The sequence below is a fragment of the Achromobacter sp. RTa genome, assembly GCF_000757485.1.
In the GTDB taxonomy this organism is placed as follows: domain Bacteria; phylum Pseudomonadota; class Gammaproteobacteria; order Burkholderiales; family Burkholderiaceae_B; genus Achromobacter.
Map to the genome: position 1 here is coordinate 35,929 of NZ_JPYO01000037.1, position 20,701 is coordinate 56,629.

Below are 20,701 nucleotides of genomic sequence, written 5' to 3' on the forward strand. Positions count from 1 at the left end.
GACCCCATGGATGCCATTCAGGCTGCAGCGCCCCTTTCCCGACCCCAAAAGAAACCGCATCTGTTCCGGATCGCCGTCGCCACGGTCGTCGGCACCGCCGTGGAGGCCTTCGACTTCCTCGCGTACGGAACGGCCGCCGCCCTGGTGTTCAACAAACTGTTCTTTCCCCAGTTCGACCCCGTCACCGGGACGCTTGCGGCCTTTGGCGCCTTTGCCAGCGGCATGCTCGCCCGGCCCATCGGCGGCATCCTGTTCGGCCACTTCGGCGACCGCATCGGACGCAAGTCGATGCTGACGCTGAGCCTGCTGCTGATGGGCATCTGTACGGTGCTCATCGGACTGTTGCCGACCTATGAACAGATCGGCATTTCCGCGGCGGTGCTTCTGGTGGTGCTGCGGATCGGGCAGGGACTCTCGTTCGGCGGGGAAATGGGAGGCGCCATGCTGATGGCCGTAGAACACGCGCCGCCGAAGTGGAAGGCCTTTTTCGGCAGCCTGCCGTTGGTAGGCGCGCCCCTGGGCATCCTGCTGTCCGTGGGTTCCTTCGCGCTGGTGACGCGGCTGCCCGAGGCAGACTTCCTGTCCTGGGGCTGGCGCCTGCCGTTCCTCGCAAGCGCCGTGCTCATCGTCGTGGGCCTGTTCATCCGCCAGGGCATCGACGAATCGCCGGAGTTCGAGCAGGTCAAGCGCGAAAAGGCCCAGGCCAGGCAGCCCCTTGAAGACAAGATGCCGCTGGGCGAACTCCTGCGCGCGCACGGCAAGTCCCTCATCCTGTGCATCGGCTGCAAGATCGCCGAAGTGACCCTCATCTACACCTTCCTCGTGTTCTCGGTGTCCTATGCCGTGTCGAAGCTGGGATTCAGCCGGACCGACGCATTGCATGCCTTGCTGTACGGCGCGGGCGTGCTGATGTTCACCATTCCGCTCTTCGGCATGCTGGGCGACCGCATCGGCGCACGCCGTGTCTGCGGCTGGGGCGGGATGCTCCTGGGCGTCATGGCCATCCCGATATTTCTCGCGGTGGGCAGCGGCTCGCTCGTGGCATACAGCATCGCCGTCTTCATCGCCATGGCGTTCAACTACGCGATCATGATCGCGCCGCAATCTAGCCTCTACAGCGTGCAGTTCCCCGCGGAACTGCGCTATTCCGGGCTGTCCATCGGGGTCCAGTTCTCGGCCGCCATCGGAGGCGGGCTGGCGCCGCTCATCTCGGCCACGCTCGTGCAGAAGTTCGACAGCATTCTTCCCGTCGGCATCTACCTGGCGTTTCTCGGCGTCGTCGCCGGCACCTCAGCCTTTCTAATGAAGCCCACGCCGCAGGACGCGCGCCGCGCCTGAAACAACCGGGCAGCGGCGCCTTGCCGGATCTACGCGGGTCCCTCGTCCGCTCCTGCCGTCTTGCGGTAGAGGGCGGGCGGCATTCCGAAACGCTCATGGAAGCGGCGGATGAAATGGCTCGTATGCTGGAACCCGCAAGAGACGGCGATTTCCTTCACCTCGACGTGCCTCCGCCTCGGATCCTCCAGCGCCTCCTTGGCCAGCTGCAAGCGGCGTTCGCGCACATAGCTGGTGTATTGCAGCGAGCGCATCTTGAAAAGCCGGTGCACCCAGCGGGGCGAAACGCGCAGCACGTCCGCCACCGCCTGAACCGAAAGTTCCGGATCGGTGATGTGGGCCTCGATATAGCTGGCCAGGATCTGCCAGTTGTCGGCCGGCGCCCGCACGACGCCGGGGATCTTTTCGAGAGCCTGGCTCGTATAGATCGAGGCCAGCAGGGCGAGCAGCGCCTGTTCGGCGAACAGCGACGACGTGGGATTGGATTCCGCCTTGTCGAAGAACACGTGGTGCAGGCAGCGGTGGGCGGTCTGCACCATGGGCAGGCTGGCCGCGGCGCGCTGCGCGGTGAACTGGGACATCGCGGCGCTGTGCGCGCCGAGCAGGCGCGACAGGGGGCCCTTGATCACCACGAGGCGCGAATCGGTGAGCATGTGGATCTCCGAGGGAAGCGCCGTCGTGCGGAAAATGATGTCGCCGGGCTCCAGGAGCAGCGTGGCCTCGTTCTGCACGATGACGCCATGCCCCGCTATCACGAAACTCGCCAGGAATTCCGCGTGCTGCGGATCGGCGGCGTGCTCCGCGCGATGGTTCACGCAAATCGGCGTGGCCTCCAGGCTCACCACCAATCCACCGGCGCGCAGGCGACAGGCCTGCAATTGCAGCCTCGGCTGTTCGGTAAGCGCTCTGAATTCTCCCGGCAGGATCAGCTTGTCCAGCTCGCGCTGGTATCCGGAGATCTCCTGCGCATAGAAGGGGCGGAACAGGGGAGCGAAGTTGAGATCGATCTCGGGCGAAGCGGACCGGGCTGGTGGATTCATCGTTCGGCGGGCACGTGGCAAGGCTGGAGGCACTCTAGCAGCCCGGCCGGCAATGGCCGGGATGCGCCGGGGTTCCTGTCGCATTGAGTCAACCCGCATTCGTGATCGGTCAATCGATTGGAACGGAGGCGAGCGTGTAATTGAGCCATTATCCCCAAGGAGACCCCATGCTAGACAAACAAGCCCATTCCGACGCCTTCTTCGCGCGCTCCGCGAACAAGCTCGATTTCGGGAATTGGGGCGAGAAGGAGAAGGTAGCGTTGAGCTGCCGCGTTCTCGCCAGCGAAGGCCATTCGGAAACCCTGGCGGGCCAGATTACCGTGCGCAACGAGGACGGCACGTTCCTCACGACGCCGATGGCCCATGCGTTCGATGAAATCGTCCCCGGCACCGTCATTCGCATCAATGAAGACATGGAGGTGCTGGAAGGTCCGGGCACACCCAATCCCGCCGTGCGGTTCCATTTCTGGGTGTACCGCCACCGCCCGGACGTGCATTGCATCATCCACACCCACCCGCCGTATGTGTCGACCCTGTCGATGACGGGCAGGCCGCTGGTCGTCTCGCACATGGATGCGACGCCTTTTTACAACGATTGCGCCCACCTGAAGGAATGGCCCGGGCTTCCCATCGCCGACCAGGAAGGCGAAATCATTTCGGGAGCATTGGGCGACAAGCGGAGCATCCTGCTGGCGAACCATGGCTTCCTGGCTGCCGGGACGTCCGTGGAAGAGGCGCTGTACCTGTCGGTGCTGATCGAGCGCGCGGCGCGCAATCAGCTGCTGGCCGCCGCCGCGTATGGGGAAGTCAAACCTGTCAATGACGAGCTGGCCGCCGAATCCCACGACTTCCTGCTCAAGCCGAGCATCGTCCGCGCAAGCTTCGCCATGTTTGCGCGCCGCGTCGAGCGGCAAATGGCTGCGGGGTAGCGCCGCGCGGGGTTCAAGCCTGGCTGGGCATGCGCCAAGGCTTGAACCCCGGGTGTTTCTGGTTACTTCTTGAGCAAATCGCGGATTTCGCGCAACAGGGCGACGTCCTCGGGCGTCGCGGCGGGCGCGGCCGGCGCTTCCTCGGCCTTGGTGCGGGCCTTGTAGATGGCCTTGACCATCCAGAAGATCACGAAGGCCAGCAACACGAAGTTGATGATGATCGTGACGAAGTTCCCCCACGCGAAGACGTTGGCGCCCGCCTTGGTGAGATCGGCATAGGTCATCGGGCCGCTATAGCCGTCCGGCATCGACAAGACCAGGAACTTGTTTGAAAAATCGACCGAACCGCCAAGCACGAAATTGACCAGCGGCATGACGATGTCCTTGACCAGCGAATCGACGATTTTGCCGAACGCCGCGCCGATGATGACACCGACCGCGAGGTCCACCGCGTTGCCTTTTACAGCGAAATCTCGAAATTCTTTGACGAAACCAGTCGCTTTGCTCATAAAAGCACTCCCTTCGTGATACGCCCCCCAGTGGGCTGGCGCTATAATACGCGGTTGCTATGTTGTTACATATTCCCGCGAAGCCGATGCCGCAGAAGTGATGCTACTCGTAGAGCGGGCGCATCAACAAGGATAGGAAGATGAGTCAGGATACGCTGGTGCATGATGATGACGGTGCGGTTGATCCAAATCTGCCGCCCGATCCTTCGCGACGTTTCTGGGTAACCACCGCCTGTGCTGTGGGTGGCGTAGCTGGTGTCGCAACGGCAATACCGTTGGTGAGCACGTTTTCCCCCTCCGAAAAGGCCCGCGCGGCCGGGGCGCCCGTGGAAGTGGACGTCGGCGACATTCCCGTCGGCTCCATGAAAACGGTCGAGTGGCGCGGCAAGCCGGTCTGGATCATCCACCGGTCTCCCGAACAGATCGCCGGCCTCAAGTCCCAGGACGCCCTGCTGGCCGATCCCGATTCCAAGCGGCCTGGCTTCACTCCCGCCTACGCCGAAAACGAGGGCCGCTCGCGCAAGCCCGAGCTCTTCGTCTGCGTCGGCATCTGTACCCACCTGGGCTGCTCGCCCACCGCCCACTTCGAAAAGGGCGGCGGCATGGGCGCCAGCTGGCAAGGCGGATTCCTCTGCCCCTGCCACGGCTCGACGTTCGACCTGGCTGGCCGGGTCTACAAGAACAAGCCCGCTCCCGACAACCTCGAAGTTCCGCCGTACCAGTATCTCAGCGATACCCGCATCATCGTGGGCGTCGATGAAGACAACAAGGCCTGACGCTCGCGTCGCGCTTTTTTCATTACGTAAGTAAATCCGCATTACGCCACGTGAGAGAAGGAGCCGTTACATGGCTGGCGAGAAAACCGTCGAGACGACAGGCCTGTTGGGCTGGCTGGACCGGCGCTTCCCGGTGACCTCCACCTGGAAAGCCCATTTGTCCGAGTACTACGCACCGAAAAACTTCAACTTCTGGTATTTCTTTGGCTCACTGGCGCTGTTGGTGCTGGTGCTGCAGATCGTGACCGGCATTTTCCTGGTCATGCACTACAAGCCGGATGCCGAACGCGCGTTCCAATCCGTCGAATACATCATGCGCGAGGTCCCATGGGGCTGGCTGGTGCGCTACATGCACTCCACCGGCGCGTCGATGTTCTTCGTCGTCGTGTACCTGCACATGCTGCGCGGGCTGCTCTACGGTTCCTACCGCAAGCCGCGCGAGCTCGTGTGGATCTTCGGCGTCGCGATCTTCCTCTGTCTGATGGCGGAAGCCTTCTTCGGTTACCTGCTGCCCTGGGGCCAGATGTCCTACTGGGGCGCCCAGGTGATCGTGAACCTGTTCTCGGCCATTCCGTTCATCGGCCCTGAACTGTCGATCTGGATCCGCGGCGACTACGTCGTGTCGGACGCCACCCTGAACCGCTTCTTCGCCTTCCACGTCATCGCCATCCCGCTGGTGCTGGTGGGCCTGGTCGCCGCCCACCTGGTGGCGTTGCACGAAGTCGGCTCGAACAACCCGGACGGCATCGAGATCAAGCAAGGCCCGAAGGACAAGTACGGACGCCCGAAAGACGGCATCCCGTTCCATCCCTTCTACTCGGTGCATGACCTGATGGGCGTGGCAGGCTTCCTGCTGGTGTTCGCGTTCATCGTGTTCTTCGCGCCGGAAATGGGCGGCTACTTCCTGGAGTTCAACAACTTCATCCCCGCCGACTCGCTGAAGACGCCTCCGCACATCGCCCCGGTGTGGTACTTCACGCCGTTCTACTCGATGCTGCGCGCCACCACCGACGAGTTCACGTGGGTGCTGGCTGGCGCCTCGGTGCTGGGCGCCATCGCCCTGCTCGTCAAGAGCAACCTGAAGGGCCTCATGCGCGTCGCCATCCCCGGCATCTTGATCGTCGTGGCCGTGCTGCTGCGCGTGATCGACGCCAAGTTCTGGGGCGTGGTCGCCATGGGCGGCACCGTGGTCATCCTGTTCTTCCTGCCGTGGCTGGACCATTCCCCGGTCAAGTCGATCCGCTACCGCCCCACGTGGCACAAATGGATCTACGGCATCTTCATGGTCAATTTCCTGGTGCTCGGCTACATCGGTACGCAGCCGCCCAGTCCGCCGTTGAACATCACGTCGCAGATCGGCACGCTTCTGTACCTGGCATTCTTCTTCCTGATGCCGGTCTGGAGCCGCCTTGGCACCTTCAAGAAAGTGCCCGAGCGCGTCACGTTCCACGCCCACTGAGCCCACCAGATAACGGATTAACCATGATCAAGAAGCTGATTGGTGCCGTGGCCTTGTTGCTCGCGTGCACCTCCACTTTCGCCGCCGAGGGCGGATTCCCGCTGGACAAGGCCCCGTACCGCGTCAACGACATGTCGTCGCTGCAGAACGGAGCCAAGCTGTTCGTCAACTACTGCCTGAACTGCCATAGCGCGTCCTCGATGCGCTACAACAAGCTCAAGGACATCGGGCTGACCGACCAGCAAATCAAGGAAAGCCTGCTGTTCACCGGCGAAAAGGTCGGCGACATGATGACCGTCGCCATGACCCCGAAGGACGCCAAGCAGTGGTTTGGCACGACGCCCCCGGACCTGTCCGTGATCGCCCGCGCCAAGTCCGTGAACGCCGGCCCCTCGGGTTCCGACTACATCTACACCTACCTGCGCACCTTCTACCGCGACACGTCGCGCGCGACGGGCTGGAACAACCTGGTCTTCCCGGCCGTGGGCATGCCCCATGCCCTCTGGGAACGCCAGGGTCCGCGCGAGCTCACTACCGTCGCCATGCACGAGGTGGAAGGCAAGGAAGGCGCGCCCAAGACCTGGGAACGGGTCACGACGGTGTACGATGCTCAAGGTTTTTCCACGGTCAAGGCCGAACCGGTAGCCAACTACCACGGCCATGCCACCTTCGATGCCAAATTCAAGGCCGCCAACCCGGCCCAAGTCGCAACATACGACAACGACATCGCCGATCTGACCGCGTTCATGTCCTGGATGGCCGAGCCCGTCCAGACGTTCCGCGTTCGCCTCGGTGTCGGCGTCATGTTGTTCCTGCTGCTGTTCTTCCTGGTTACTTGGCGCCTGAATGCCTCGTACTGGAAACACGTGCGCTAACCGCAAGCCCCGCCAGGTTTTTTCGCCGTCCCCGGCTGTAAATGGGGACGGGATCGGCGGATAGGGCCGTATGCCTATCCCGCCTGGCAATTGGGGCCAGCGCCTGCTAGATTAAGGCGCTGGCCTTTCGTTTTTAATAAAGGACTTACCGCCATGATGGTGCTCTATTCCGGAACCACGTGTCCGTTTTCGCAACGCTGCCGTTTCGTGTTGTTCGAAAAAGGCATGGATTTCGAGATCCGCGACATCGACCTGTACAACAAGCCCGAAGACATCTCGGTGATGAACCCGTACGGTCAAGTGCCCATTCTGGTCGAGCGCGACCTGGTCCTGTACGAGTCGAACATCATCAACGAGTACATCGACGAGCGCTTCCCCCACCCGCAGCTCATGCCCGCCGACCCGGTCATGCGCGCCCGCACGCGCCTGTTCCTCTACAACTTCGAAAAGGAACTGTTCGTCCACGTCTCGACGCTCGAAGACCGCAGCGCCAAGCCCGACGAAAAGAAGCTGGCCAACGCCCGCCAGAACATCCGCGATCGCCTGGCCCAGCTGGCTCCCATGCTGCTGAAGAACAAGTACATGCTGGGCGAGGAATTCTCCATGCTCGACGTGGCCGTGGCCCCGCTGCTGTGGCGCCTGGACCACTACGGCATCGAGCTGCCCAAGAACGCGGCTCCGCTGCAGAAGTACGCCGAACGCATCTTCTCGCGCCCGGCCTATATCGAAGCGCTGACGCCTTCGGAAAAAGTGATGCGTCGTTAAGGCTGTTCCGCAATGGGTGAAACTTCGACCAAACCGTATCTGATCCGCGCGCTGCATGAATGGTGCACCGATAACGGCTACACGCCGTACATCACCGTGCAGGTCGACGAGCACACCATGGTGCCCGTCGCCCATGTGCGCGACGGACAGATCACACTGAACGTCGGCACGCTGGCCACCAACCGCCTGGTGCTGGGCAATGAATTCATCGAATTCCAGGCCCGCTTCAGCGGCGTGACCGAAAACGTCTACGTTCCCGTGGGCGCCGTCAGCGCCATCTACGCGCGCGAAACCGGCGCGGGCATGGGCTTCGAAGTGCAGCCCTACGAACCGCCGGAAGCCGGCGCCCAGGGCACGGCGGCCGCCGCCGCGCCCGAAGGCTCCGACGCCGCCGCCCCCGGCGACGACGGCGGAGACGACGACGAACCCAAGCGTCCGCGCCTGACCATCGTCAAATAGCCGCCGCGCAGGCACGGCCACGCCAGGGCCGCATTTTTTCATTACAATGCGATCCCTGTGCAAAGGTCACGCAGGCAAAGCCGGTGTAGCTCAGTTGGTAGAGCAGCTCACTTGTAATGAGAAGGTCGAGGGTTCGATTCCTTTCACCGGCACCAAGCTTGCAGCCCGAACAGAATGAAACCCCGCAGCGCCTAAGGCGAAGCGGGGTTTTTTTTGTCCGGGCGAACTGGCAGGCGCTCCCCGCGCGTGATCGCTCAATCTTGGCGCAGGTGACGGCCGTCAGGCCTCCAACTCTTCCAGCACCTTCCCACGAGTTTCGATTCCATGGCGGCCCACCGCGAATGCCGTGATCAGCGTCACCCCGCCCAGGCAGAAGAACGCCAGCCCGAGATGACCCGACCCCACGAACTGCGTCATCACCATCGGCCCGGAGATCGCGGCAAGCTTGGCCCATACGCCGCCCACGCCACAGCCCAATGCGCGTACGCCGGTCGGATACATCTCGGGGGTATAGACAAACACCGTAATGAATCCGCATGCCAGCAATCCGAAGGCCAGCGAGCACAGCATGGCGAGGACATATACGCCTTGGTCCGCCAGCAGGCCGGCCGCCGTCAGCGCAATCGTGCACCCGGCAAAGGCCCAGATGATGACGGGCTTGCGGCCAACCCGGTCCACCAGGAGCGCGCACACGATCGACCCCACCACACCTAGCGCGGAAGCGCCGATCGCCAGATTCAGCGCGGTCTGCAACGGCACCTTGTAGAGGGTCTGATAGATAGTGGGCAACCAGGTCGTGAGGCTGGATTGGATGAAGCCGCAAGACGCCCACAACAGCGCAATGACCAAGGTGCGCCGCAGATACAGCGGCCCGAACACATCGCGCACCCGGCGCGCCGGCGTGGAGGCGAGCAGGGCGTCGAAGCTCGCGCTGTCCCCGGGTATGGGCAGCGGCTCCCGGGCACTGTCCTCGAATCGCCGCAACGCCTCGTGCGATTCCACCAAGCGTCCTTTCTCGGCAAGCCAGCGCGGGGATTCCGGCACGAAGCGCGGTATCAGCAGCGCCAGCAGCGCCGGCGCACCGCCCACGAAATACAGAGATGCCCAGCCCAACCTCGGCACCATCCAGGCGCCCACGATGGTGGACAGCAGCAGTCCAACCGGATAGATGACCTCGTACAACAGCACAAACCGCCCCCGGCCGTGGGCCCGGGCGATTTCGTTGATGTAGGTTGCGGCGACAGGCAGCTCGCCGCCGATGCCCACGCCCTGGATGAAGCGGATCAACAGGAATAGCTCGTAGTTCTGGGTGAAGCCGCAGGCGATGCTGCCCACTCCGATGATGGCAGTGCTGATGGTGACCGCCCGCACCCGGCCGTAGCGGTCGGCGATCTGTGGAAACACCAGCGTGCCGATCAGGGCGCCGGCCGCGCTGACCGCGACCAGAAGCCCGGCTTGAGCTGGCGATAGCGACCATTCTTTGATCAAGAGCGGCAGCGTGGCCGCGATGACCAGGGCATCGAAGCCATCGAAAAAGGTCGCCAGGCCTATCAGCAGGCGCGCACGCACCTGCAGCGAAGACTTGTGCAGACGTTCCAGCCGGGCAATGATCGCGCCTCGGGAATGATGGGCTGTGTGGCGATGGCGGAGATCGCCGGAATACGGGGATTCGGCAGCTTGCATGAGGCCGTCCTAGAAGTCGATGTCATCGGGGGAGAACGCCCCCCGCCGGCGTGGCGAAACGGCGCGAAGGGCTACACGCGAAAAGCCGTGTCCTCGGAAATCGGAAGCCACCCTGCCGTCTCCAGCCGTTCGAGCGCATGGGGCAAGGGCGCGCAGAACTCGACTAAGAAACCGTCGGCATCCGTCACGAACAGGCTGCGCTTGAGCGGACCGTCTTGCCTGGATTCGGCCGCAAGCCCCATATCCCGCAAGCGCAGCGCGCTGCCGGTCCAGTCCGTCCCGCCGTCGACTTCAAACGCGAAATGATGCAAACCCTTTTCCTGGCTGCGCACCAACGCCAGCTGATACGCCGACTGCGTCGCCCGAGGCCGCAGCAGCGCGACGTCCGCCCCGGCGTGAACCACGCGCAAGCCCGCAATCCCGGTATAGAAGCGCAGCATTGGCGCCAGGTCCGGTGTCAGCAGCACGGCATGGGACAAGCGCCGGGGCTGCATTACGGCACCCTCGAACACCCGAGTGGGCGGATTCTCATGCCATCGCGGCTCGGGCGATGGCGCCGGTGTGCCGGGCTCCCACGTCGAAGTGATGAGATCCATGTCGCCGTGCAGCACGGCACGCCACTCGGCGATGGTGTCGGCGTAGAACTCGTTCATGTTGCCGTCCGGATCACGCAGGTAGATGCTGCGGGCGATCTGGTGATCCACCGTGCGCGAAGACTCCCCCAGGCCGGCCGCCTGCGCCTGCTCCCAAGCCGTCACCAGGGCTGCCTCGGACTCCATCTCCCAGGCCAGGTGATTCAGACCGATACGGCTGGCCACGCCGCGCGGCATCTGCAGGTGCCCATCGCGGCCGTAGCGGGCCTCCTGCGTCTGCTCGATCATGCCTATATCGTGCGGGGTATGGCCCACGCCCATGAATCCCGCTCGGATACCGGTTTCGGTGAACTCCAGATTCAGGCCGCAGGCCTGCTGATAAAAGCCAATGGATCGCTCAAGATCGGCCACGATGAAGTTCACGTGCCCCAGCCGCCGAGGGGAAAAAATACTTTGCTGATGATGTGCCTGCATGCCGTTGCTCTCCTGCTCAGAAATAATGGGTGAACTGCTGGGCCCATGCGCTACCGGGTTGGCCGCAGGCCACATGCACCGAAAAGTGGTCATGTCCGGCCCACTCCCGCCCGCTCACGGACAGGCCGCGCGCTTGCAGGCGCGCCACAAAGGCCCGGTTCTGCTCTACGATGCGCGGAAAATCGTGTTCCCCCCAATCGAGGCAGAACGGCACGGCGGCCCGCTCGGCCAGACGCAGTGGACTCCATTGAGCGGCCCCCGCGCCAAGCGCTTGCGCCAGCTTGTGATCGGCCTGCGTGGCCGGCGCATGGAGAAAGTCCAGCGCCAGCGGCGCGCTGATCAAGGCCGCTCCTCGCACGACGTCGGCCGGCAATCCATGGCGCTCGGCCAGATCGGGTCGCAGTGCGAGCACGGCCGCCAGATGCGCTCCCGCCGAGTGACCGCCGACCCAGATCCGCGCCGGGTCTCCGCCGAAGCGGGCGATGTTGCTGTAGGTCCAGGCCAGTGCCGCGTAGCAGTCGTCCACTATCTCGGCCATGCCCACGGCCGGCGCCAGACGGTAGTCGGGTGTGACCAAAATCAATGGAATATGCGCCAGCGCCGGCGCCTGGAACCCCATCCATTCCTTGTAGCCATTCATCCAGGCGCCGCCGTGAAACGACAGCAGCACCGCCATTGGCGCCTGTCCGAATGACGCGGGCGCATAGATATCCAGGGTCTGCCAGGGATCCGCGCCGTAAGCCAGATCGCCGACGAACCCCGCGGCTTGCGAGGCGGCGCGCGAAGCATTCAGCACTTGCCTCGCATAGTCCTGTGCCCCGGAATGCAACATGGGCGGCAACTGCCGCAAACGATCGAATGCCATCAGCGCGCTCCGGTGGGGTGATGATTGGCGGCGCGCATCCGCTGGCGTACCATCCAGGCCGAACGGCCGGCAATGCTGAACGTCAGGCTGCGCAGGCACTCCGGCAGGCGTCCCACGCGGCTGTAAAGCCGCGACACCCGTTGGGTATGTTCGATCAACGGCCGCTCGCGCGCCTCCCAGGCCTGCAACGCCTGGGGAATGTCGATTTCTTGCTCGAGCGCCACGGCCAACCCCAGCGCGCTCATCATGGCGCAACCGCCGCCTTGCCCCAGATTGGGTGCCTGTGCGTGGGCGGCGTCGCCCACCACCGCCACACGGCCGTGCGACCAGCGGTACAGACGGATCATCTCGAACTCGTCCCAACGCCCTTCCTGGCCGATGCGTTCGATCAGCCTGCGGAGATGCGGAAACGTTCGCGCCCACGCGCCAGCATCAAGCGGCAATCTCTTGCCTTCGTGATCGTCATTCAACGTGGTCAATGCCAGATACAGCCAATCATGGCCGCAGGGCACATACAGCAGGCGCCGCTTACCCGACCAATGCTCGACGATTTCCTGCTGGCTGTCGGTATCGTCATGTCGGCGTGGCAACAACACGCGGATCGCGCCGTCCCCCAGCTTCACGCGCGAGCGCAGCAGTTCAAGCCTGTCGCGAATCTGCGAATGCACGCCGTCGGCGGCAATAACCAGATCCGCGATGGCGCTCTGTCCGTCAGCCAATCGGATCCGGCCTTCGGGCGTGGCGTCCACCACTTCCGAACTCATGCATATTTCCGCCCCCGCGCGACGGGCCGCCGCCGCCACCGACTCCAGCAGCTGCTGGCGCACAACGGTAACGACGCGCTGCGACGGACCGCCGGGATGCCGCGCCAGAAGACGTCCCGCGCTATCACGCGTCTCGCGCGCCGGGGCGATATGCGCGCCGCACACCGCATCTTCGTAGGCGTCGATAGCCCGCAACACCCTGAGTCCATTCTCGAAAACGAAGATCCCTGCGCCTGCCGTGCGCAATGTGGGCGCACGCTCATGCACCCGCACCGACCATCCGCGCTGCGCGAACGCAGCAGCGGCGGTCAAACCGGCGAATCCCGCCCCTGAAATTTCCACACGTTTTGCTGCCATACCCTGTCTCCTGGAACTTCCGTGCGAGTGCTGGCGGGCGCCGCCCGTCGCGCCCGCTAGAAAAGATGCCTTACCCCGAGCGCCACCCCTAGCTGATTGCCGCCCGGCGCGGTCGCCGATCCCGGCGCGCCCGAGCTGACCGAGGTCGTCACCTGTCCACCGTTGTCGATGTAGCCCGATGTGAGATACAGCGCGGTGCGTTTGGACAGCGAGGTCCGCGCCATCACCGACAGCAGCAAGGTGCGATCGGGGCTGTGCCGATAGTCCAGCCATGTGGCCTGCACGCCCAAGTTGAACGCGGGCGTCAGGTCATACGCGATCCCCAACCACCACAAGTGGCTTCTGGGATTGCGGCTGGCATCGTTATCGCGGCGCAAATAGCCCGCGCCGACCTTGCCTGCGCCGCTCAGGACATACCCCGCCACCATGAAGCGGCGGTCGCGCAGCGCGCTGGAGGTCAGCCCCGCGAATGCGCCCGGCCCGCCGCGCAGTACGTCGTATGCCGTGCTCACGTTCCAGCCTGCGCCCCGATACATCAGCATGGCGGTCCATTGCCTGCAGGCGCGGCGGTCGGCGCTGAAACCGCCCGCGCAGTTCTGCCCGGAGAAGCTCGGGCCATCGTTGACGCTGTCGCGCCCGAAGCTGTAGGTGCCGCCCACCGTCACCGCGCCAAACGTGCCGCGATAGGCGACGGTGTTGTCGGCGCGCGGGTTGGCCAGCACCATGTCCAGATTGCTGGTGCCATACAGCGTCGGGCCTAGCACGTCCGCATCCATCGTGGCCCAGGCGCTCATGGTGAACTGACGCCCCAGCGACACCTGGCCCCAGGGCCCCGTCAAACCCACCCAGGACTGGCGTCCGTACAGCCGTCCTCCCTGCGTCAGCCGGCCATTGTCGACGGCGTATCCGCCTTCCAGCTGGAACATCGCCTTAAGCCCGCCGCCCAGGTCTTCAACTCCCTTGAGCCCCCAGCGTGACGGCGTAGAGCCCGTTATTCCGGGCATACGAGTCACACTGCGGTGGTCTACGCCAATCCTGTTGACGTGCTCGACTGCCGTGTCGAGCACGCCGTACAACGTCATGGACGGCTGCGCGTCCGCCGCCGAGGCGCCGAGCGCCAGCCACATGCCGGCGCCATAGCGCCGGAACATTCCCCCGATCATCGTTATGTCTCCGCTGCACCCTTGGTTCAGTTGGACTGCTTGTGGCGCCAAGTTAACGTACGGAGTTAATATATGCAATTACATTCTTTTTATTTTTCGTATATCGTTTTCCCTATATTCATAGCGTATTATCTTTATTTATAGATTCATGCAAGGGAATTTATTGGCGCAAGAATGGGCTCTGACCGGGCTGGAGGTGGATGCTAGAATGGCCGCATGGCGAAAAAGACCAGTGCTCCAGTCCCTGATGCGCGCGCGGCTCCAACAGGCTATCTGCCGTACAACCTGAGCCGTCTGATGAACGCAATGAATGCGCAGCTCCTGCGTGCGCTGCGTCCTGTCGAGCTGACGCTGCAGCAGTTCCGCGTCATGCAGCATCTGCGTTGGGCGGAGGTCGCCACCATCAGCGAAATCTGCAAAGGCACCCTGATCGAACAATCGGTCGTGAGCCGCATCGTGGATCAGGTCGAACAGCGCGGTTTCGCGGTGCGCGCCAAGCGCGCCACCAATGCCAGGGTGGTCGAGGTCAGGCTGACGGCCGTGGGCGAAGCCGTTTACGACCGAGTCGATATCGCCGCGCGGGCAATCACTGCCGCCAGCCAGTCCATCCTGTCACAGGCCGAGCTGGACGAATTGAACCGGCAACTGGTGCGGCTGGCGGGTCACGTCCTGAGCCTGGACCCTCCGCTCGGCCGCTAAGCGCGGCGTGGCGCTAGCCGGCCTTGGCGGCCGCGACCGCCATGCAGCCCACCAGCACCGCGATCTCGTCCACGACGGCCTGCGGCAATGCCTGCACGGTCAGGCGCCGCAATAGCGCCTGCCTGGCCACCGCGAATGCGATTGCCTGACCGAGAATGGCGTGCGCGCGCAGAATATTGCTGGCGTCGTCCGCTGAGTCGCCCCGTATGCCGGCAACCCGCTGCGTCACCGCCACGTGCAAGGGCTGGAACAGTTGTCCATAAGTCTCGTCAAAGACCGGCGAAGGTTGAAGCTGTTCGCGCGCCAACAGCAGGCTGCCGCTTACGGATTCGCCGGCGCCGTCCAGCAGCGCGCGCGTGAATGCCCGCATCAGCGCCTCCAGCGCGCGCGCCGAGGCGGCGGCGCCGGACGGCTGCTCGGCCAATATGCGTTCCAGGCCTGCTCGCTCGACGATGCCGTTCGCCACGCGCCGGATGACTGCGGCATATACACCGTCCTTACCGCCGAAATGATAGGGAATGGCCGACTGATTCACGCCCGCCCTGTCGGCCAGTTCACGCGTGCGCACGCCGTCCAGCCCGTATCGGCTGAACAGCGACAGCCCCGCCTCGATCAGTTTGTCGCGCGTTTCGCGGGCGCGTTCCGCATGACCGTCTGTGGATGGCTTCATCGTATCCGTGAGGCGAGGCGTCATGGCTACCACCTTGCCTGCATCAATCTCGTCGAGTTCTGGTTGAGTTCAACGCCAGCCGTGTCGCCCACGATGACGGTACCGCCAACGTTGGCCACATGCCGCCCAAAAGCGCAGTTGGGCTCAAAAGCGAAACACATGCCCGGCTTCAGCTCCAGTTCCCGCGCTACCGTGGGCAGACGTTGCAACTGCACATAGCGGCCGGCTTCAGGTAGGCATTCTATGCCGGGCGCCGTACCAAAGCCCACCGGCCCATAGGGATTGATGCTGTGTATCAGCGGATGCACGTGCCAACCGCCCGCCTCCAGCAGCGGCTGCTCCATCGCGTCCACCACGGCGCCGAACGTGTTGCCGGCATGAAGCGCCCACAGCCCACGCTCGTAGCACTCGCGGGCGACTGCCGCCGCGCGGAGAATATCCGGATGCACGTCGCCGACCGCCACCGCGGCCTGATGCTGCGTTTCCATCATGCCGTAGAGGGCGAATATCTCGGACAGCACGATGTCCCCCTCACGCAATACGCGAGGACGCTGCGAACGGTACTGCCAGGCCGGCGGGCCCCAGCCCACATATTCCGGCCCCGACCCCAGCAGAATCTCGGCGGTGTAGCCCCCCATGGAGAAGCAGGTGGATGTCACGGCAGCGACCAGTTCTGCCTCGGATACCCCCGGGCGGGCGGTCGCGCGCAGGGTCTCGCTCATGGCCTCGCCAATGTGCGCGGCATAGCGGATAAGCCCCAGTTCCTCTTCGCTCTTGACGGACGCCAATGCGAAGAATGCCCGATACACTGGCACGAACTCGGCCCGCGCAAGCGCGCCCGCCAACCCCTCCATCGTGCGGCAGGGCAAGGCGCCATCGAAATAGAAGGGCGGGTATGGCTCCAGACCGATGATGCCGACGCGCGCGCCGGCAAGGCCGCGGCTGGCCAGATAGGCGCCTGCGTCGCGGCCGGTCTTGCCCACGCGCAACTGCTCGGGCGCCAGCCATTGCAGGTCGCCGCGCATTGCGGCCTGGATATGGTCAGCCACCATCATGGAGGCGAACGTGAATACCAGCGGCGCGTCCTCGCCAACAAAGAGCACCAGCGATCCTGGTCGGTCGTTAGTGAAGTAGCAATCCGGCGCGAAGGCCGCCGGAGCGGCCGCCTCCCGGTCGCCATAGACGATCAACGCGTCGAGACGTTCTTCGCGCATGAGCCGGCGCGCCAGCTGCCAGCGCCTGTCGCGCTCGGCCAAGGATAGAGGAGGGGGAATTTGAATCATGCTGCGCTCCTGACAAGGTTGAGTCGACAATTTAATTCATTTGAATGAATTAAATCAAGCGGGTACACGAGAGCGTCCAGCGGGCGCGGCGACTGGAAAAATCCCGCGCGACGCAGCCGTGCCTGTTCCGTCCCCGACCGTTTTGCAAACTTCCCGAAATTTGTGCATAATTCGGCCCCTCTACCTGTTCCCCGATAGCTCAGTCGGTAGAGCGACGGACTGTTAATCCGCAGGTCGCTGGTTCGAGCCCAGCTCGGGGAGCCAAAGAATGCAGTACTGAAGGGCCCGCAACATGTTGCGGGCCTTTTGCATTTCCGGGCTGCTTCCCGCCCGCCGCGCAGTACGATGATGCGCATTTCCTCCATCACGATTGCCCTGCACCATGCGTTCCGCGCGATCCCTGCCCGCCCTGGTCTCCCTGCGTGCCTTTGAAGCGGCCGCGCGGCGGCTGAGCTTTTCGCAGGCGGCCCAGGAACTGTTCGTCACGCAAAGCGCCATCAGCCATCACATCCAGCGCCTGGAGGCGGAGCTGGGCGTGGCATTGTTCGAACGCCGCACCCGCGCCGTGGCCCTGACCGCCGCAGGCCAGGCCTACTACGACCGGGTGCATGCCGCATTCGAATTGCTGCGCCTGGGCACCGACGAAATCCGCGCGCCCGCGGCGGCGCGCAGCAAGCTGCGGGTCGGGCTGCTGGCCTCGTTCGCCACGCGCTGGCTCGCGCCGCGGCTGGCGGGATTCGCCGCCGCTCATCCGGACATCGACCTGCAGCTGCTGCCCGACATCGCGCTGGCAGACGTCGCGGGCGGAGAGGTCGACGTGGCGATACGCTATGGGCGCGGCGCCTGGCCCGGCGTACGGGCGCGGCTGCTGATGGCGGAGCGCCTGTCCATCGTCTGCGCCCCCGGGCTCATCGCGGGAAAGAAGCGCCCGCGCGCGCCGGAGGACCTGCTGCGCTATCCCCTGCTGGCCTCCCACGCCAAACATCCATTCGAATGGGACGCCTGGGCGCAACGCTACGGCCTGGATCTCAGCCGCGTGCGGCCGGTGCGCCTGCACGACTACAACATCGTGGTGGAAGCCGCCTTGGCGGGCCAGGGGTTGGCGATGGGCCGGCACCGCCTGATCGGAGCCCAGCTGGCCAGCGGCGCGCTGGTCGAGGCGCTGCCCGGCGCCACGCTGGAGGCGCCGCGCATCGGCTGGTGGTTCGTGACGCCGCGCGGCGCACTCGGCGACGCGGCGCGGCGCTTCCATTCCTGGCTGGAGCAAGCGGCGGCGGCGCCCGGCGACACGCATTAGTTTTGCTCATACGTACGTCACAAGAATTGATTGGTCACGGCGCGCCACGGCCGATAGCATGGGGGTTTCCACTAGATCCCTGCACAGGAGCCCCCTCATGACCCGTTCGATCTCCGGCCGCGTGGCCGAACTTGGCCTCGCCCTGGAAGCCGCCGCCGCCCCCGCCGCCAACTACGTATCCTGCGTGCAGGAAGGCAATCTGCTCTATATCTCCGGCCAGATATCCCGCAAGAACGGCAAGGCCGCCTACCTGGGCCGCCTCGGCGACCAGATCTCCGATGCGGATGGCGTCGAGGCGGCGCGCCTGTCCGCGCTGGGCGTGCTGTCGCAGATCGCCGCCGCCACCGGCGACCGGATGGACCGGGTGGCGCGCGTGGTGCGCCTGGGCGTGTTCGTAGCAAGCACGCCGGACTTCAACCGCCAGAGCGCCGTCGCCAACGGCGCCTCCGACCTGATGGTGGACGTATTCGGCGACGCGGGCCGCCATGCCCGCAGCGCCGTCGGGGTGGCTTCCCTGCCCCAGGGCGTCGCCGTGGAGGTCGAAGCCGTCGTCGCCCTCACGCAAGCCTGACGCAGTCATCCCGGAACCGCCATGTCCGCCTCCCTGACCCCGGCCGCCGTGCAGGCGTTGCGCGCCCTTACCCCGGGCGCCCAAACCACCGTCCACTTCAACCACGCGGGCGCGTCGCTCCCGTCGGCCGCCACGCTGCAGGCGATTCATTCGCATCTGCACCGCGAAGCCACGCTGGGGCCGATGGAGGCCGGCGTGGCCTCGCGCGAACAGACGGAAAGGGCCCGAGTGCTGGCCGCCCGGCTGTTCAATGCGCAGCCTGACGAGATCGCGCTGACCGGCGGGAACTCATCGGGCTGGGGCGCCGCTTTCGCCGCGCTGCCGGCCTGGAAGCCTGGCGACCGCATCCTGGTCGGCCGCCATGAATGGGGCGGCAACCTGGCGGCGATGCGGCTCGCGGCGCAGCGCGCCGGCGCCACGCTGGAGGCCATTCCTTCTGACGACAGCGGCTGCGTGGATGCGCAGGCCCTGGAGGCCATGCTCGACGAGCGGGTGCGCCTGATCGCGTTGACCTGGCTGCCCGCCAACGGCGGATTGATCAACCCCGCCGCCGCCGTCGGACAAGTGGCGCGGCGGCACGGCATACCGTACTTCGTGGATGGGGCGCAAGCCGTCGGCCAGGTGCCGGTGGACGTGGCCGGGATCGGCTGCGACGTCTTGAGCGGAGCGGGACGCAAGGCGTTGCGCGGCCCGCGCGGCACCGGCCTGCTGTATGTGCGGCGAGGCTTCCTCGATACGCTGACCCCCGCTTTCGTGGACACGCATTCGGCGCCCCTGGGCCCGGACGGACAGCCCATGCTCCGCCAGGACGCCGCGCGCCTGGAGTCCGCGGAGAATTCCCTGGCGCTGCGCTGCGGCCTCGCCAACGCCTTGCAGGAAGCGCTGGACATCGGACTGGAATCCATCCGCGCGCGCATCGACGCCGTCGCCCAGTCCTTGCGCGCCGAATTGGCGGCCATCCCCGGCATCACCGTGCTGGATCAGGGCCGCGAACGCTCGGGCCTGGTGGCATTCAATCTGGCGGGCCAAGACGCTCCGTCGGTCCAGCGCGCCATGGCCGCGCAAGGCGTGACCATCGGCAGCAACGGCGTGCCCTACACGCCGCTGGACATGGAAGCCCGCGGGCTGAAGCAGATTGCGCGGGCTTCCGTCAGCTACCTGACCAGCGACGCGGAAATCGACCGGTTGCTGGAAGGGCTGCGTCGCCTGGCCGGCTAACCGGCCGCCTGGGCGCGGCGCGCAAAGGGCGACCACTTAGTGAAGACCAGCAGGTTGCCCAGCATCACCAGGCCCAGGCCCAGCAACGCATACGGCGTCCACTGATAGCCTTCGGCGTAGGACGAGACGCTCAGGGCCACGACCGGAAACAGCACCGTGCAGTACGCGGCGCGCGCCGGGCCCATCCGTCCGACCAGCGTCAGATAGGCGGTGAAGCCGACCACCGAGCCGAAAATGGCCAGGTAGAGCAGGGCGCCCACATAGGTGGCCGAGCCGTCGAAGCCGAAGGGCAGGTCCGCCGCCACGCAGCCGGCCAGCAGGATGACCGCGCCATAGAGCATGCTGTAGGCATTGCCCGTCAGGGGCCTGATGCCCGCGCGCTGCTGCAGGGACGACAGCATGTTCCCCGTGGAAAAACAGATGGTTCCCAGCAGCGCGAAACCCAGCCCCAACAGCGTTTCATGGCTGGCCTCCTGGCTGGCCAGCTCCGGCCAGAACAGCAGGACGAGCCCCGCAAAACCGAACACGCCGGCCACCATGACACGGGGCGCGATGCGCGTGCCGAACCAGAGGCGGGCGTTCAGCGCATTCCACAGGGTGGCCGCCGAAAACACCACCGACACCAGGCCGCTGGGTATCCACTGCGTCGCCGTGTAGAAACACAGGAAATTCAGGCAGAACAGGCACAGCCCCTGGCCCACGCACAGCCAGTGCCCGCGCCGGTCCAGCCGCTGCAGCTTGCGGGTCAGCAGCAGGGCCGCGAACAGGATGAGGCCCGCCAGCGCGAAGCGGTAGAAGATCGACACCGGAATGGCGACCACGCCCAGTTGGAGCTTGATGGCGATCCAGGTGGTGCCCCAGATCACGACGGTGAGGAAATACAGGGAAAGGTTCACGTTGCGGCTTGCTGCGAGGCG

At 64.9% G+C, this 20,701-nt stretch carries 21 protein-coding genes and 2 tRNA genes; 13 read left to right on the plus strand and 10 right to left on the minus strand.

The genetic code is table 11. The features are described from left to right. Positions 1–6 precede the first annotated feature (6 nt). Positions 7–1,338: an MFS transporter gene (locus tag JL37_RS15080; RefSeq protein ID WP_043545055.1), complete on the plus strand. Its 1,332-nt coding sequence runs from the start codon at positions 7–9 to the stop codon at positions 1,336–1,338. A gap of 29 nt (positions 1,339–1,367) precedes the next feature. On the opposite strand, the gene JL37_RS15085 is transcribed toward JL37_RS15080, so the two are convergent. After that, positions 1,368–2,375: an AraC family transcriptional regulator gene (locus JL37_RS15085; protein WP_231570351.1), complete on the minus strand. Its 1,008-nt coding sequence runs from the start codon at positions 2,373–2,375 to the stop codon at positions 1,368–1,370. 167 nt (positions 2,376–2,542) lie between these two features. On the opposite strand from JL37_RS15085, the gene JL37_RS15090 reads away from it, so the two are divergent. Next, positions 2,543–3,304, plus strand: a complete 762-nt coding sequence (locus JL37_RS15090; protein WP_043545058.1) for an aldolase — start codon at positions 2,543–2,545, stop codon at positions 3,302–3,304. A gap of 62 nt (positions 3,305–3,366) precedes the next feature. On the opposite strand, the gene mscL is transcribed toward JL37_RS15090, so the two are convergent. Next, on the minus strand, positions 3,367–3,813 hold the full coding sequence (mscL, locus tag JL37_RS15095; RefSeq protein WP_043545060.1) for a large conductance mechanosensitive channel protein MscL: 447 nt from the start codon (positions 3,811–3,813) through the stop codon (positions 3,367–3,369). A 140-nt stretch (positions 3,814–3,953) separates the two neighbouring features. Here mscL and petA point away from each other — a divergent pair, with 140 nt between their 5' ends. From petA to JL37_RS15125, 6 genes are all read left to right on the plus strand, one after another. After that, positions 3,954–4,589, plus strand: a complete 636-nt coding sequence (petA, locus tag JL37_RS15100; RefSeq protein WP_043545062.1) for a ubiquinol-cytochrome c reductase iron-sulfur subunit — start codon at positions 3,954–3,956, stop codon at positions 4,587–4,589. A gap of 70 nt (positions 4,590–4,659) precedes the next feature. Next, positions 4,660–6,048, plus strand: a complete 1,389-nt coding sequence (locus tag JL37_RS15105) for a cytochrome bc complex cytochrome b subunit (RefSeq protein WP_043545065.1) — start codon at positions 4,660–4,662, stop codon at positions 6,046–6,048. A 23-nt stretch (positions 6,049–6,071) separates the two neighbouring features. Next, the gene (locus JL37_RS15110; RefSeq protein WP_043545068.1) at positions 6,072–6,923 is read left to right on the plus strand and encodes a cytochrome c1; all 852 of its coding nucleotides are present in this window, start codon (positions 6,072–6,074) and stop codon (positions 6,921–6,923) included. Positions 6,924–7,076: 153 nt separating this feature from the next. Further along, entirely contained in the window at positions 7,077–7,688 is a 612-nt protein-coding gene (locus JL37_RS15115; RefSeq protein WP_006388039.1) for a glutathione S-transferase N-terminal domain-containing protein, read from the plus strand. Between the two features lie 12 nt (positions 7,689–7,700). After that, positions 7,701–8,147: a ClpXP protease specificity-enhancing factor gene (locus tag JL37_RS15120; RefSeq protein ID WP_043545069.1), complete on the plus strand. Its 447-nt coding sequence runs from the start codon at positions 7,701–7,703 to the stop codon at positions 8,145–8,147. A 79-nt stretch (positions 8,148–8,226) separates the two neighbouring features. Next, positions 8,227–8,302 (plus strand) — tRNA-Thr (locus JL37_RS15125). A 124-nt stretch (positions 8,303–8,426) separates the two neighbouring features. Here the strand turns inward: JL37_RS15125 and JL37_RS15130 are convergent. The 5 genes from JL37_RS15130 to JL37_RS15150 form a co-directional block, all read right to left on the minus strand. After that, complete coding sequence (locus JL37_RS15130) at positions 8,427–9,830, minus strand: MFS transporter (protein ID WP_052097245.1); 1,404 nt, start codon at positions 9,828–9,830, stop codon at positions 8,427–8,429. Between the two features lie 71 nt (positions 9,831–9,901). Then, positions 9,902–10,897: a VOC family protein gene (locus JL37_RS15135; RefSeq protein ID WP_197064615.1), complete on the minus strand. Its 996-nt coding sequence runs from the start codon at positions 10,895–10,897 to the stop codon at positions 9,902–9,904. Between the two features lie 16 nt (positions 10,898–10,913). Continuing rightward, complete coding sequence (locus JL37_RS29750; RefSeq protein WP_052097248.1) at positions 10,914–11,762, minus strand: alpha/beta hydrolase; 849 nt, start codon at positions 11,760–11,762, stop codon at positions 10,914–10,916. Then, on the minus strand, positions 11,762–12,883 hold the full coding sequence (locus JL37_RS15145) for an NAD(P)/FAD-dependent oxidoreductase (RefSeq protein WP_043545070.1): 1,122 nt from the start codon (positions 12,881–12,883) through the stop codon (positions 11,762–11,764). The genes JL37_RS29750 and JL37_RS15145 overlap by 1 nt, the downstream gene beginning before the upstream one ends. A 56-nt stretch (positions 12,884–12,939) precedes the next feature. After that, positions 12,940–14,046, minus strand: a complete 1,107-nt coding sequence (locus JL37_RS15150; RefSeq protein WP_231570352.1) for a porin — start codon at positions 14,044–14,046, stop codon at positions 12,940–12,942. A gap of 297 nt (positions 14,047–14,343) precedes the next feature. On the opposite strand from JL37_RS15150, the gene JL37_RS15155 reads away from it, so the two are divergent. Beyond that, on the plus strand, positions 14,344–14,745 hold the full coding sequence (locus JL37_RS15155) for a MarR family winged helix-turn-helix transcriptional regulator (protein ID WP_197064616.1): 402 nt from the start codon (positions 14,344–14,346) through the stop codon (positions 14,743–14,745). A 13-nt stretch (positions 14,746–14,758) separates the two neighbouring features. On the opposite strand, the gene JL37_RS15160 is transcribed toward JL37_RS15155, so the two are convergent. After that, the gene (locus JL37_RS15160) at positions 14,759–15,415 is read right to left on the minus strand and encodes a CerR family C-terminal domain-containing protein (protein ID WP_043545103.1); all 657 of its coding nucleotides are present in this window, start codon (positions 15,413–15,415) and stop codon (positions 14,759–14,761) included. Between the two features lie 26 nt (positions 15,416–15,441). After that, positions 15,442–16,629: a Xaa-Pro peptidase family protein gene (locus JL37_RS15165; RefSeq protein ID WP_231570353.1), complete on the minus strand. Its 1,188-nt coding sequence runs from the start codon at positions 16,627–16,629 to the stop codon at positions 15,442–15,444. A 257-nt stretch (positions 16,630–16,886) separates the two neighbouring features. On the opposite strand from JL37_RS15165, the gene JL37_RS15170 reads away from it, so the two are divergent. From JL37_RS15170 to JL37_RS15185, 4 genes are all read left to right on the plus strand, one after another. Next, positions 16,887–16,962: transfer RNA gene (locus JL37_RS15170), tRNA-Asn, on the plus strand. Between the two features lie 118 nt (positions 16,963–17,080). Then, on the plus strand, positions 17,081–17,995 hold the full coding sequence (gcvA, locus tag JL37_RS15175; RefSeq protein WP_043545073.1) for a transcriptional regulator GcvA: 915 nt from the start codon (positions 17,081–17,083) through the stop codon (positions 17,993–17,995). A gap of 97 nt (positions 17,996–18,092) precedes the next feature. Beyond that, positions 18,093–18,566, plus strand: coding sequence for a RidA family protein (locus JL37_RS15180; RefSeq protein WP_043545075.1), 474 nt, complete (start codon positions 18,093–18,095; stop codon positions 18,564–18,566). Between the two features lie 21 nt (positions 18,567–18,587). After that, on the plus strand, positions 18,588–19,784 hold the full coding sequence (locus tag JL37_RS15185; RefSeq protein ID WP_043545076.1) for an aminotransferase class V-fold PLP-dependent enzyme: 1,197 nt from the start codon (positions 18,588–18,590) through the stop codon (positions 19,782–19,784). Here the strand turns inward: JL37_RS15185 and JL37_RS15190 are convergent. After that, the gene (locus tag JL37_RS15190; protein WP_043545077.1) at positions 19,781–20,680 is read right to left on the minus strand and encodes a DMT family transporter; all 900 of its coding nucleotides are present in this window, start codon (positions 20,678–20,680) and stop codon (positions 19,781–19,783) included. The genes JL37_RS15185 and JL37_RS15190 overlap by 4 nt on opposite strands. Positions 20,681–20,701: the final 21 nt, after the last annotated feature.

Bases quoted from the DNA above. Each gene is read 5' to 3' on its own strand.
- JL37_RS15145 (WP_043545070.1), bottom strand. From the start codon at position 12,883: ATGGCAGCAAAACGTGTGGAAATTTCAGGGGCGGGATTCGCCGGTTTG.
- JL37_RS15135 (WP_197064615.1), bottom strand. From the start codon at position 10,897: ATGCAGGCACATCATCAGCAAAGTATTTTTTCCCCTCGGCGGCTGGGG.
- mscL (WP_043545060.1), bottom strand. From the start codon at position 3,813: ATGAGCAAAGCGACTGGTTTCGTCAAAGAATTTCGAGATTTCGCTGTA.
- JL37_RS15115 (WP_006388039.1), top strand. From the start codon at position 7,077: ATGATGGTGCTCTATTCCGGAACCACGTGTCCGTTTTCGCAACGCTGC.
- JL37_RS15080 (WP_043545055.1), top strand. From the start codon at position 7: ATGGATGCCATTCAGGCTGCAGCGCCCCTTTCCCGACCCCAAAAGAAA.
- JL37_RS15155 (WP_197064616.1), top strand. From the start codon at position 14,344: ATGAACGCAATGAATGCGCAGCTCCTGCGTGCGCTGCGTCCTGTCGAG.
- petA (WP_043545062.1), top strand. From the start codon at position 3,954: ATGAGTCAGGATACGCTGGTGCATGATGATGACGGTGCGGTTGATCCA.
- JL37_RS29750 (WP_052097248.1), bottom strand. From the start codon at position 11,762: ATGGCATTCGATCGTTTGCGGCAGTTGCCGCCCATGTTGCATTCCGGG.
- JL37_RS15150 (WP_231570352.1), bottom strand. From the start codon at position 14,046: ATGATCGGGGGAATGTTCCGGCGCTATGGCGCCGGCATGTGGCTGGCG.
- gcvA (WP_043545073.1), top strand. From the start codon at position 17,081: ATGCGTTCCGCGCGATCCCTGCCCGCCCTGGTCTCCCTGCGTGCCTTT.
- JL37_RS15105 (WP_043545065.1), top strand. From the start codon at position 4,660: ATGGCTGGCGAGAAAACCGTCGAGACGACAGGCCTGTTGGGCTGGCTG.
- JL37_RS15130 (WP_052097245.1), bottom strand. From the start codon at position 9,830: ATGCAAGCTGCCGAATCCCCGTATTCCGGCGATCTCCGCCATCGCCAC.
- JL37_RS15160 (WP_043545103.1), bottom strand. From the start codon at position 15,415: ATGAAGCCATCCACAGACGGTCATGCGGAACGCGCCCGCGAAACGCGC.
- JL37_RS15185 (WP_043545076.1), top strand. From the start codon at position 18,588: ATGTCCGCCTCCCTGACCCCGGCCGCCGTGCAGGCGTTGCGCGCCCTT.
- JL37_RS15110 (WP_043545068.1), top strand. From the start codon at position 6,072: ATGATCAAGAAGCTGATTGGTGCCGTGGCCTTGTTGCTCGCGTGCACC.
- JL37_RS15165 (WP_231570353.1), bottom strand. From the start codon at position 16,629: ATGCGCGAAGAACGTCTCGACGCGTTGATCGTCTATGGCGACCGGGAG.
- JL37_RS15120 (WP_043545069.1), top strand. From the start codon at position 7,701: ATGGGTGAAACTTCGACCAAACCGTATCTGATCCGCGCGCTGCATGAA.
- JL37_RS15090 (WP_043545058.1), top strand. From the start codon at position 2,543: ATGCTAGACAAACAAGCCCATTCCGACGCCTTCTTCGCGCGCTCCGCG.
- JL37_RS15180 (WP_043545075.1), top strand. From the start codon at position 18,093: ATGACCCGTTCGATCTCCGGCCGCGTGGCCGAACTTGGCCTCGCCCTG.
- JL37_RS15085 (WP_231570351.1), bottom strand. From the start codon at position 2,375: ATGAATCCACCAGCCCGGTCCGCTTCGCCCGAGATCGATCTCAACTTC.